A 12,556-nucleotide genomic window follows, 5' to 3' on the forward strand; every position below is an offset into this window, starting at 1 on the left:
GGTCAAGCTAACAGCCTAACCGGCAAAGGTTAAGGTCAGCCTTCGCGTGCCACTTCGGCGGCGGCGATGGCGGTCAGGTTGAGGATGCCGCGCGCGGTGACGCCGGGCGTCAGCACATGGATCGGCTGGGCGGTGCCGATCAGCATCGGCCCGACCGTGGGCGAGCTGGACGAGGCGCCGAGCGCCGTCAGCGTGATATTTGCCGCGTCGAGGTTCGGCATCACCAGCAGGTTGGCCGGTCCCTCGAACCGGGAGTCGGGGATCAGCCGCTCGCGCAGCGCTTGGCTGAGCGCGGCGTCGGCGTGCATTTCGCCATCGACCGCCAGCTCCGGCGCGGCCTGGCGCACCAGGTCGAGCGCGGCGCGCATCTTGCGGGCGCTGGGGCTGTTGGACGCGCCGAAATTGGAGTGCGACAGCAGCGCCACGCGCGGCTTCAGCCCAAAATGCTGCAATTCGGTCGACGCCAGCAGCGTCATTTCCGCAATCTGGTCGGGCGTCGGGTCCGGCACCATATGGGTGTCGGTGATGAACAGCGCGCCGGCGTCGAGGATCAGGCCCGACAGGGCATAGATGCGGCTGTGGTTGGGCGCGCGATCGATGATGCGCAGCACATGTTCGACCTGGCCCCAATATTCGGAGCGGCCACCGACCAGTGCGGCGTCGACCCGGCCGGTGCGCAGCAGCATGGCGGCGGTGACGGTCGGGCGGCGATAGACATGGCGCAGGATTTCGTCTGGCGGCACGCCCTTGCGCGCGGCGATGGCGCGATAGGCCTCGACCAGTTCGCGCATGATGTCATGATCCGTCTCGGGATCGATCACCTCGACATCGCGGTCGAGCTGGAAGCTGAGGCCCATGTCGCCCAGTTTCTGTTCCAGCAGGCGGCGGCGCGCGACGATGGTCGGCTTGACGATGCCTTCGTCCAGACCGTCCTGGATCGCGCGCAGCACGCGCTCATCCTCGCCCTCGCCATAGACGATGCGGCACTGGCTGCCGCGCGCGGCATGGAACACCGGCAACATCAGTTGGCCCGACCGGGTGTTCTGGTGCGACAGCGCGCGCTTATATTCTTCCAGGTCCAGCGTCTTGGTGGCGACGCCGCTGTCCATCGCCGCCTTGGCGACGGCACCGGCAATCTCGCCGATCAGGCGCGGATCGAACGGGGTCGGGATGATGTAATCGGCGCCGAACACCAGCTTGCGTCCGCCATAGGCCTGCGCCACGCTGTCATGCGCGGGCATGCGGGCGAGGGCGGCGATCGCGTCGGCGGCGGCGACCTTCATCGCTTCGTTGATCTGGGTCGCGCCGCAATCCAGCGCGCCGCGGAAGATATAGGGGAAGCACAGGACGTTGTTGACCTGGTTCGGATAGTCCGACCGGCCGGTGGCGATGATCGCGTCCGGGCGCACTTCGCGCGCGGCTTCCGGGCGGATTTCCGGCTCCGGATTGGCGAGCGCGAAGATCAGCGGATTGGGCGCCATCAGCGGCAGCCATTCCGGCTTCAGCACGCCCGGCGCCGACAACCCTAAGAACAGGTTGGCGCCCGGCAGCACGTCGGGCAGGGTGCGCGCGTTGGTGTCGCGGGCATAGCGCGCCATATTGGGCAGCATGCCTTCGCGGCCCGAATGGATGACGCCGTCCTTGTCGGTCATCGTCACATTGTCGATCGGCAGGCCCATCGAGACGAGCAGGTCGACGCAGGCGAGCGCGGCGGCGCCGGCGCCCGAGGTGACGAGCTTTGCATCGGCCAGCGTCTTGCCCTGCAGCACCAGCGCGTTGCGCACGGCGGCGGCGACGACGATGGCGGTGCCGTGCTGATCGTCATGGAAGACCGGAATGTTCATCCGTTCCTTCAGGCGCCGTTCGATCTCGAAACATTCGGGCGCCTTGATGTCTTCCAGATTGATGCCGCCAAAGGTCGGCTCCAGCAGGGCGACGGCTTCGACGAACTTGTCCGTGTCGGTGGTGTCGACTTCGATGTCGAACACGTCGATGTCGGCGAATTTCTTGAAGAGGACGGCCTTGCCTTCCATCACCGGCTTCGACGCCAGCGCGCCGATCGCGCCGAGGCCGAGGACGGCGGTGCCGTTGGAGATGACCGCGACAAGATTGCCGCGCGCCGTGTAGTCCAGCGCCTTGGCGGGATCGGCAGCGATCTCCTCGCAAGGGGCGGCCACCCCCGGCGAATAGGCCAGCGCCAGATCGCGCTGGTTCACCATGCGCTTGGTCGGCTCGATCGCGAGCTTACCGGGCTGGGGAAAGCGGTGATAGTCTAGGGCGGCGCGGCGGGTGTTATCGTCCATGCGATGCGCCTTAGAGACTGTGTTCCGCTAGGGCAAGCCAGTGCGGTCCGTCCGCGACTCCCACGGCGGCGCAAGGGCATATTGCGCAGCAAGAAAGTCGACGAAGGCGGTGATGGCCAGTGGCGGATTGGCCTGTGGCAGTTGCACGGCATAGAGGGCGACGTCGCTCGACCCTTCATGATCGGGCAGGATTTGGCGCACATCGCCCTGCGCCAACGCGTCGCTGATGTCCCAGAGCGAGCGCAGCGCGATGCCGCTGCCCGACAGCGCCAGTTCGCGCACGACTTCGCTGCTGTTGGTGCGGATATGGCTGTGGCCGTCGATCGCGACCGGCCCCTTGGGGCTGATCAGACGCCAGGGCAGCTGGCCGTCGGCGGCGAGCAGGCGGTGATGCTTGAGGTCGGCGATGCGATGCGGCGTGCCGAAGCGCTCAAGATAGGCGGGCGCGGCGCACAGGATGCGGCGGTTGGGCGCCAGCCGCCGGGCGGTGAGGCCGGCGCCCGGATCGGCGGCGATGCGGATGGCCAGGTCCGCCCGGCTTTCGATCAGGTCGACATAATCGTCGGACAGGTCGAGCCGCAGATCAATACGGGGATGATTATCCAGGAAAGGCTGGAGATAGGGCGCAAGATGCATGCGGCCGAAGGATGTCGGGGCAGTGATTCGCAGCGGACCGGACGCGATCGCCGACACGCCCGACACGCGCCGTTCGGCTTCGTCGAGGGTGGCGAGGATCGCGCGCAGGTCGCTATGGAGCCGCTCGCCCGCCGGGGTCAGCGCCAGCCGGCGGGTGGTGCGGTGGATCAGCCGGGCGCCCAGCCTGTCCTCCAGCCGGGCCAGCCGCTTCGACATCATCGCCGGCGATATGTGGAGCCGCCGCCCGGCGGCCGCCAGCCCGCCTTCATCGACGATGCTCACGAACAATTCATGGTCCGGGTCCATCATATTCGTTCACCACAGGAAAGTCTTTATTCGAATAATAGCGTCTACACGGTATAATTGGAAAGGCGTAAAAGGACGGCATAGCAAGGAGTGGATTGCATGACCGACCGCATGACAGAACGTGCCGGCCTGAAGGTTGCCGAAACGCTGGCCGACTTCATCGAGCAGCGCGCGCTGCCGGGCACGGGCATTGACGCCGACGCCTTCTGGGCGGGCACCGCCGACATATTGGCGCGCTTCACCCCCGATAATGCGGCGCTGCTGCGCACGCGCGATGACCTGCAGACGCAGATCGATGCCTGGCATCAGGTGCGTCGAGGACAGGCGCATAACGCCGCCGCCTATCAGGCCTTCCTGCGCGAGATCGGCTATCTGGTCGAGGAACCCGCGCCGTTCGAGATTGGCAGCAGGAATGTCGATGCCGAAGTCGCCCGCATGGCCGGGCCGCAACTGGTCGTCCCGATCCTCAATGCCCGTTTCCTGCTCAACGCCGCCAATGCGCGCTGGGGCAGCCTGTATGACGCGCTCTATGGCACGGATGCCATAGCGGGCGCGGCTTCGGGCAAGGGCTATGATGCGGCGCGCGGGGCGCAGGTCATCGCCTGGGCCAAGGCGTTTCTGGACGATGCCGTTCCGCTGGCGAGCGGAAGCTGGACGGATCTGGCGGGCGAGGAAATCATGCTGGCCAATCCGGCGCAGTTCGTCGGCACCAGCGCGAAGGGCAAGTTGTTCCGCCATAATGGCCTGCATATCGAGGTCGTCTTCGACCCGGCCCACCCGATCGGCGCGACCGACCCGGCCGGCATATCCGATGTCGTCCTGGAATCCGCGCTGACCACTATTTGCGACCTGGAGGATTCGGTCGCGGCGGTCGATGCGGCGGACAAGGTCACCGCCTATGCCAACTGGCTGGGGCTGATGCAGGGCGACCTGACCGAGACGTTCGAGAAGGGCGGGCAGCTGATGACTCGCGCGCTCAATCCCGATCGCGCCTATAGCGCGCCCGATGGCAGCGGCTTCACGCTGCCGGGCCGCAGCCTGTTGTTCGTCCGCAATGTCGGCCATCTGATGACCACGCCGGCGATCGCGCTGCCCGATGGGCAGGATGCGCCCGAGGGGATTATCGACGGCATCGTCACCAGTCTGATCGCGCTGCATGATCTGGCAAAGGCGGATGGCAACAGCCGCGCGGGCAGCGTCTATATCGTCAAGCCCAAGATGCACGGGCCGCAGGAAGCGGCCTTCACCAACCGCCTGTTCGACGCGATCGAGGATATGCTGGGCATGGCGCGCCACACGATCAAGGTCGGCGTGATGGACGAGGAGCGGCGCACATCGGCCAATCTGGCGGCCTGCATCCATGCCGTCCGCGACCGGATCGTCTTCATCAATACCGGCTTCCTCGACCGCACCGGGGACGAGATGCACACGTCGATGCAGGCCGGGCCGATGATCCGCAAGGGCGAGATGAAGGCGAGTGACTGGATCACGGCCTATGAGGATCGCAACGTCCAGATCGGCCTAGCCTGTGGCCTGTCGGGCCGGGCGCAGATCGGCAAGGGCATGTGGGCGGCGCCTGATCGCATGGCCGACATGCTGGAGCAGAAGATCGGCCATCCCAAGAGTGGCGCCAACACCGCCTGGGTTCCGTCCCCGACGGCGGCGACGCTGCACGCGACCCATTATCACCGTATCGACGTCTTCGCCCGTCAGGAAGAGCGCAAGGACGAGGGCATCGCTTCGCTCGACCGGCTGCTGACCATCCCCGTCGCGGTCGGCCGCAACTTCTCCGAAGAAGAGATCGCGCAGGAACTGGACAATAATGCGCAGGGCATATTGGGCTATGTCGTCCGCTGGATCGACCAGGGTGTTGGCTGTTCCAAGGTGCCCGATATCCATGATGTCGGCCTGATGGAGGATCGCGCGACCTTGCGCATTTCTTCGCAGCATATGGCAAACTGGCTGCTGCACGGCGTCTGCACCGCGGAACAGGTCGATACCGCGCTGGTCCGCATGGCGGCCAAGGTCGATGCGCAGAATGAAGGCGATCCGCTCTATCAGCCGATGAGCGGGCGCGAGGGCGAGAGCCTGGCCTTCCAGGCGGCACGCGCCCTGGTGTTCGAGGGTGTCGCGCAGCCCAATGGCTATACCGAGCCGTTGCTGCACGCCTATCGCGCCCGCGCCAAGGCGGAGGAAACCCTCGAGATAGCGTAAACTTCGCTGTCACTCTTTCCCATGCTGCGTTAGCCCTGATCGGGTCGCAGCATGGGAGAGGCGCCATGACCATCATCGTCCATCATTTGAATAACAGCCGTTCGCAGCGAATCCTGTGGCTGCTGGAGGAACTGGGCGAGGCTTATGAAGTGCGCCGCTATGAGCGGGATCGCAAGACGATGCGGGCGCCGGCCGCCCTGCGCGCCGTCCATCCGCTTGGCCGGTCGCCGGTGGTGGAGGTGGATGGCCACCGGCTGATCGAGACCGGGGCGATCATGGAATATCTGGTCGCGCGGGCCGGTGGCCGCTTCGGCGCGCCGACCGAGGCGGAGGGCGCGATCCGCTGGCGCCAGTTTCTCCATTATGCCGAAGGATCGATGATGCCGCCGCTGCTGGCCCTGCTGGTGGTCGGCAAGCTGGGCCTGCTCGGCCGGCCGGCGCGACCGACGGTGCAGGGGATGCTGGACGATCATCTCGACTGGCTGGAAAGCGAACTGGCAAGCCGCCCTTATTTCGCCGGGCCGGACTTTTCCGCCGCCGACATGATGATGAGCTTTCCGATCGAGGCGTCGCGGGCGCGCGGCGGGCTTGACGAATCGCGTCCGCATCTGATCGGGTGGCTGGAGAGAATACAGGCGCGGCCCGCCTATCAGGCCGCGCTGCGCACCGGGGGACATTATGCTTACGCCTGATCGCCGCACCTTGCTTCGCTATGCCGCTGCCGGGGTCGCTACCTCGCTGGTCAGTCCGCGCCTGTTCGCGCAGGAAAAGGCAGTCGAGGCGCTTCAGTCGATCACGCGCGACGTCACCCCGATCGGCAGGGCCGAGCGCGCCGACCGGCTGGCGCGGGCGCAGAAGCTGATGCAGGCACAGGGTATCGACGCGCTGCTGGTCGAGCCGGGCGCCAGCCTCATCTATTATAGCGGCATTCGCTGGTGGCGTTCCGAGCGGCTGACCGCGCTGGTCATTCCGGCCAGCGGCAGGCCTCTGGTCGTCTGTCCCTTTTTCGAAAAGCCTTCGATCGACGAATCGCTCGCCATCCCCGCCGAGGTCCGCGTCTGGCAGGAGCATGAAAGCCCCTATGCGCCGATCGCCGATTATCTGAAGGCGCGAGGGCTGGACAAGGGCCGCATCGGCATTGAGGAGACGGTCCGCTATTTCGCGGTCGATGGGCTGAAGGCCGCGCTGCCCGCCGCGACCCTGGTGAAAGACCCGGTGACGCGGGCCATTCGCATGCGCAAGACGGCAGCCGAGATCGCGCTGATGCAGAAGGCGGCGGACGTCACCATGGCCGCCTATCGCTGGACCCATCCGCAGGTGAAGGCGGGCATGACCCCGGCCGATATCGGCGCGCTGATGAGCGCGGCGACCAGCGCGCTCGGCGGCAAGGGCGAGTTCAACCTGATCCTGCTGGGCGAAGCGGCCGCCTATCCGCATGGCTCGGGCAAGCCGCAGTCGGTGCGGGCGGGCGAGGTGGTGTTGATGGATTGCGGCTGCACGGTCGAGGATTATCAGTCCGACATCAGCCGCACCTTCGTCTATGGCGCCGCGCCTACGGCGCAGCAGCGCAAGGTGTGGGACGCGGTGGCACAGGGCCAGCAGGTCGCGATCCGGGCGGCGAAGCTGGGCGTGGCGGCCGGCACGGTCGATGATGCGGTCCGCGCTTATTATGAGAAACTGGGCTACGGCCCCGGCTACAAGCTGCCCGGCCTGTCCCACCGCACCGGCCACGGCATCGGCATGGAAGGGCATGAGCCGGTCAACCTCGTCCATGGCGAGACGACCAAGCTGGACATCGGCATGTGCTTCTCCAACGAACCGGGGCTGTATTTGCCCGGCGCGATGGGCGTGCGCATGGAGGATTGCTTCCACATGACCGCGCAGGGGCCGCAATGGTTCTCCAAGCCGCCTGTGTCGATCGAGGCGCCGATGGGGTAATTCCTCCCCGGACCGGGGAGGGGGCGGTGCCCGAAAGGGCGTGGTGGAGGGGCAGTCGCCATGAGCGCTTTGCGTGATTGAAAGTCTCCGACTGCCCGCCGGTGCCCCTCCGTCAGGCCTTCGGCCTGCCACCTCCCCGTGCCGGGGAGGAATAGACCAAATCCCCCGCTTGTGCGGCGGGCCGCTTCCCACTAAATCGCGCGCATGACCTCGACCAACGACATTCGCCGCAGCTTCCTCGATTATTTCGGGGCCAATGGCCACACCATCGTTCCGTCCGCGCCGCTGGTGCCGCACAACGACCCGACGCTGATGTTCGTGAACGCCGGCATGGTGCCGTTCAAGAATGTCTTCACCGGTCTGGAAACGCGCCCCTACAAGACCGCGACGTCGAGCCAGAAGTCGGTCCGCGCCGGCGGCAAGCACAACGATCTGGACAATGTCGGTTATACCGCGCGCCACCATACCTTCTTTGAAATGCTGGGCAATTTCAGCTTCGGCGACTATTTCAAGGAACAGGCGATCCATCATGCCTGGACCCTCCTGACCAAGGAATGGGGCCTGCCCGCGGAAAAGCTGACCACGACCGTCTATCACACGGACGACGAGGCGTTCGACCTGTGGAAGAAGATCGCCGGCCTGCCCGATCACAAGATCATCCGCATCCCGACCAAGGATAATTTCTGGGCGATGGGCGACAGCGGCCCGTGCGGTCCCTGCTCGGAAATCTTCTACGACCATGGCGACCATATCTGGGGCGGCCCGCCCGGATCGCCGGAAGAGGATGGCGACCGCTTCGTCGAGATCTGGAACCTCGTCTTCATGCAATATGAGCAGGAAGCCAACGAGATCGTTTCGGAACTGCCCAAGCCCTCGATCGACACCGGCATGGGGCTGGAGCGCATCGCCGCAGTGATGCAGGGCGTCCATAACAATTATGATATCGACACGTTCAAGGCGCTGATCGCCGAGAGCGGGGCGCTGACCCGCACCGCGACCGACGGCGAGTTCCAGGCCAGCCACCGCGTCATCGCCGACCATCTGCGTTCGACCAGCTTCCTGATCGCCGACGGCGTGCTGCCGGCGAACGAAGGCCGTGGCTATGTGCTGCGCCGGATCATGCGCCGCGCCATGCGGCATGCGCACATCATCGGTGCCAAGGATCCGCTGATGTATCGCCTGGTGTCGAGCCTGGTGTCGGAAATGGGCGGCGCCTTCCCCGAACTGGTCCGCGCCCAGCCGCTGATCGAGGAAACCTTGCTGCGCGAGGAAACCCGGTTCCGCAAGACGCTGGAAAACGGCCTCAAGCTGCTGGACGAGGCGACCGCCGATCTGGCCGAGGGGGCGACCCTGCCGGGCGAGACCGCGTTCAAGCTCTACGACACCTATGGCTTCCCCTATGACCTGACCGAGGATGCGCTGCGCACCCAGGGCCTGTCTGTCGACCGGGCCGGCTTCGACGCCGCCATGGCCGAACAGAAGGCCGCGGCACGCGCCGCCTGGAAGGGATCGGGCGAAAAGGCGTCGGACGAGATCTGGTACGATATCGCCGAAACGCTCGGCAGCACCGAGTTCATCGGCTATGCCTCGACCAAGGGCGAGGGCGAAGTGCTGGCCCTCCTCAAGGATGGCGCGCGGGTTGATGCAGCGTCGGCCGACGACAAGGTGACGATCATCACCAACCAGACGCCCTTCTATGGCGAGAGCGGCGGCCAGAATGGCGACGCCGGCACGATCACCACGCTGGGCGGCCTGGTGGCGGAGGTTGCCGACACGTCCAAGCCGCTTGGCCGCCTGCATGCGCATCAGGCGACGATCAGCGCGGGCAGCGTCAAGGTCGGCGACACCGTCAACCTGACGGTGGATGTCGAGCGTCGCGATCGCATTCGCGCCAACCACAGCGCCACCCACCTGCTCCATGCCGCGCTGCGCAAGGAACTGGGCGGCCATGTCACCCAGAAGGGCAGCATGGTCGCGGCCGACCGCCTGCGCTTCGACTTCTCGCATCCCGAGGCGCTGACCCAGGCCCAGATCGCCAAGGTCGAGGCCGATGTGAACGCGCAGATCCGTCATAATGACGAGGTCATGACCCGGCTGATGACCCCGGACGACGCGATCGCCGCCGGCGCGATGGCGCTGTTCGGCGAGAAATATGGCGATGAAGTCCGCGTCCTTTCCATGGGTAAGGGCGACGACCACAGCTATTCGGTCGAACTGTGCGGCGGCACCCATGTTCGCGCGCTGGGCGACATCGCCTTGTTCAAGATCGTGTCGGAAAGCGCCGTGTCCTCGGGCGTGCGCCGGATCGAGGCGCTGACCGGCGAGGCGGCGCGCCTGTGGCTGGTCGAGCGCGACGAGAAGCTGCGCCAGACCGCGGCGGCGCTCAAGACCACGCCGGAAGAGGTGCCCGCGCGCATCGCCGCGCTGGTCGAGCAGAGCCGCAAGCTGGAGCGGGAACTGGCCGAGGCCAAGAAGGCGCTGGCCCTTTCAGGAGCAGGGGCGGGCGGTGGCGGTTCGGCCAAGCCGGCCGGTCCCGAGAAGGTCGGCAGCGTCGACTTCCTGGGCCAGGTGATCGACGGCCTCGACCCCAAGGAACTGCGCGGCATTGTCGATGGCAACAAGAAGACGCTCGGCAGCGGCGTGTCGGCGGTGCTGGCCGTGGTCGATGGCCGCGCGACCATTGCGGTGGGCGTGACCGACGACCTGACCGGCAGCTTCAGCGCGGTCGATCTGGTCCGTGCGGGCGTCGAGGCGCTGGGCGGCAAGGGCGGCGGCGGCCGTGCCGACATGGCCCAGGGCGGCGGCCCGGATGGCGACAAGGCGCAGGCCGCGATCGACGCGGTCAAGGCCGCACTCGCCAGCGTTCCGGCCTGACAAGATGGGAAGGCGCGCCGCCGGTGCGCCTTCCGTCCCTATGCTGCGCCTGATCCTTGCATCCTGTCTGCTCGCCCTGCCGATGACAGCGCGGGCGGGCGAGGCGGTGATCATTACCTCGCCCGAGCCGTTGCCGGTCGCGCATGATCGCGCACGCCTGTTCCTGGGCGGCAGCATCGATATGGGCAAGGCGACCGACTGGCAGCGCGACATGATCGCGGCGCTGGCTGATGAGAGAGTGGCGATCCTGAACCCACGCCGGGCCGACTGGAACCCGGCCTGGAAGCCCGAGGCGAACGACCCCCATTTCCGCCAGCAGGTGGAATGGGAACTGGCCGCGCTGGACAGCGCCGACATCATCATCCTCTATCTGGCGCCCGGCACGCAGAGCCCGGTCAGCCTGCTGGAAATGGGCCTGCATGCGCGCGGCGGGAAGCTGGTGGTGCTGTGCCCCGAAGGTTTCTGGCGCAAGGGCAATGTCGACATCACCGCTGCCCGCTATGGCGTGGAACAGGTGTCGACGATCGAAGAACTGACCGCCGTGGTTCGCCGGCGCATCGCAGCAGCCAACAAGGCGCTGTCCGCAGCCGATTGACCCGTCCCTGCGCGCCTGACAGGGTGCGGTGCAGGGGGATATATGGCCAGCATTGCAAGCACATCGTCGCAGCCACGGAGTCTCGCGCCGGATCGCTATGAGCGCTTCCTGGCGGTGGCGTCGATCATCCTGCTCGCCGTGGTGCTGACCGCGATCGGGCGGGGGCATGGGCAGTGGCGCAGGTGCCGGGGCTGGTCTGGTTCCATCTGCTGACGATCCTGCTCGCGCTGGCGCTTACGCCGGTGATGCTGTTGCGACGGCGCGGCGACGGGCGGCATCGCTGGATGGGCTGGGTGTGGAGCGGCGCGCTGTTCCTGACCGCGGTCGACAGTTTCCTGCTGCACGGACCCGGCAGCCGGTTCAGCATCATCCATCTCCTGTCGATCTTCACCCTGATCCAGGTGCCGATCATCCTGCTGTCTGCGCGGCGCCATGACCTCAAGCGCCATCGTCGCTCGGTGCGCGGCATGGTGACGGGCGCGCTGCTGATCGCCGGTTTCTTCACCTTGCCCTTCGATCGGATGCTGGGCCACTGGCTGTTTGGCTGAAACGCCGTTTGAGAAAGCCGGTACCAGCCCGCGCCCCCGCCCAACCACCCGACAGGATGACACTGGATCGGGTGGTTGGGCGGGGCGCGGGCTGGTACCGTACCGAAAAATCGCCCTTTCGCGATTTTTGAAACAGGCACTAAGAGGCTGCCATGGATCTGACAGCTTTGATCGACGATATCGTGGCCGCCATGGCCAGGGAGACGGAGCGGGGCACCGTCGCCAGCTATATCCCCGAACTGGCGAAGGTGGATGCCGGCCAGTTCGGGATTGCGATTGCCACCGCCGACGGGCGCCTGCTGACCGGCGGCGACGCCGATAGCGGCTTTTCGATCCAGTCCATTTCCAAGGTGTTCGCGCTGACGCTGGCGCTGGGCAAGGTCGGCGACCAGCTGTGGGACCGGGTCGGGCGTGAGCCGTCGGGCAATGCGTTCAACTCCATCGTCCAGTTGGAGCAGGAACATGGCATCCCACGCAATCCCTTCATCAATGCCGGGGCGATCGTGGTGGCCGACGTCAATCTGGGCGGGCATCAGCCGCGCGTGGCGATCGGCGAAATGCTGCGCTTCGTCCGCTACCTGGCTGGCGACGACGCGATCCGCATCAATGAGGAGGTCGCCGCGTCGGAAACGGCGACCGGCTATCGCAACATGGCGCTCGCCAATTATATGCGCGCCTTCAACAATGTCCGCCATCCGGTCGATCTGGTGCTGGGCAGCTATTTCCATCAATGCGCGATCGAGATGAGTTGCCGGCAACTGGCGCTGGCGGGACGTTACCTGATGCTCGACGGGCGCCATCCCGAGGGCGGACGGGTCGTATCGCCCAGCCGGGCGCGGCGCATCAATGCGCTGATGCTGACCTGCGGCCATTATGATGCGTCGGGCGATTTCGCCTTCCGCGTCGGCATTCCCGGCAAGTCGGGCGTGGGCGGCGGCATATTGGCGATCGTGCCGGGCCGCGCGGCGATCGCGGTCTGGTCGCCCGGCCTCAACGCCAGCGGCAACAGCGCGCTGGGCACAAAGGCGCTGGAGATGCTGGCGCGGCGGACCGGCTGGTCGGTGTTCAGCCCGCCCGAGGTGCATCAGGGCTGACGCGGCGACGCGACAGTCGAAGTTCACAGTGTCGTCAGGATGGATTTG

8 protein-coding genes and 1 pseudogene are annotated in these 12,556 nt (G+C 66.3%); 7 read left to right on the top strand and 2 right to left on the bottom strand.

Annotated elements, in window-relative coordinates; genetic code table 11:
• Positions 1-35: 35 nt before the first annotated feature.
• Both GGQ90_RS03400 and GGQ90_RS03405 read right to left on the bottom strand, forming a co-directional pair.
• Positions 36-2,303: an NADP-dependent malic enzyme gene (locus GGQ90_RS03400; protein ID WP_188080821.1), complete on the bottom strand. Its 2,268-nt coding sequence runs from the start codon at positions 2,301-2,303 to the stop codon at positions 36-38.
• 27 nt (positions 2,304-2,330) lie between these two features.
• Positions 2,331-3,248 (bottom strand): LysR family transcriptional regulator, encoded by a 918-nt coding sequence (locus GGQ90_RS03405; RefSeq protein ID WP_188080822.1) that lies wholly within the window; start codon positions 3,246-3,248, stop codon positions 2,331-2,333.
• Between the two features lie 96 nt (positions 3,249-3,344).
• Between GGQ90_RS03405 and GGQ90_RS03410 the strand changes: the two genes are divergently transcribed.
• From GGQ90_RS03410 to GGQ90_RS03440, 7 genes and pseudogenes are all read left to right on the top strand, one after another.
• Positions 3,345-5,459: a malate synthase G gene (locus GGQ90_RS03410; protein WP_188080823.1), complete on the top strand. Its 2,115-nt coding sequence runs from the start codon at positions 3,345-3,347 to the stop codon at positions 5,457-5,459.
• A 65-nt stretch (positions 5,460-5,524) separates the two neighbouring features.
• Complete coding sequence (locus GGQ90_RS03415; RefSeq protein WP_188080824.1) at positions 5,525-6,151, top strand: glutathione S-transferase family protein; 627 nt, start codon at positions 5,525-5,527, stop codon at positions 6,149-6,151.
• Positions 6,138-7,397: a M24 family metallopeptidase gene (locus GGQ90_RS03420; protein ID WP_188080825.1), complete on the top strand. Its 1,260-nt coding sequence runs from the start codon at positions 6,138-6,140 to the stop codon at positions 7,395-7,397. The genes GGQ90_RS03415 and GGQ90_RS03420 overlap by 14 nt, the downstream gene beginning before the upstream one ends.
• A 204-nt stretch (positions 7,398-7,601) precedes the next feature.
• Positions 7,602-10,271 (top strand): alanine--tRNA ligase, encoded by a 2,670-nt coding sequence (alaS, locus tag GGQ90_RS03425; protein ID WP_188080826.1) that lies wholly within the window; start codon positions 7,602-7,604, stop codon positions 10,269-10,271.
• A gap of 40 nt (positions 10,272-10,311) precedes the next feature.
• Positions 10,312-10,866 carry a nucleoside 2-deoxyribosyltransferase domain-containing protein gene (locus GGQ90_RS03430; RefSeq protein ID WP_188080827.1) on the top strand — a complete coding sequence of 185 codons (555 nt, stop codon included), beginning with the start codon at positions 10,312-10,314 and terminating at the stop codon, positions 10,864-10,866.
• A 42-nt stretch (positions 10,867-10,908) separates the two neighbouring features.
• Positions 10,909-11,414 (top strand): annotated as a pseudogene (locus GGQ90_RS03435) (DUF2306 domain-containing protein).
• 152 nt (positions 11,415-11,566) lie between these two features.
• Positions 11,567-12,508: a glutaminase gene (locus GGQ90_RS03440; protein ID WP_188080828.1), complete on the top strand. Its 942-nt coding sequence runs from the start codon at positions 11,567-11,569 to the stop codon at positions 12,506-12,508.
• Positions 12,509-12,556: the final 48 nt, after the last annotated feature.

Origin of the sequence: Sphingobium scionense, assembly GCF_014197035.1 — a bacterium.
GTDB lineage: Bacteria > Pseudomonadota > Alphaproteobacteria > Sphingomonadales > Sphingomonadaceae > Sphingobium > Sphingobium scionense.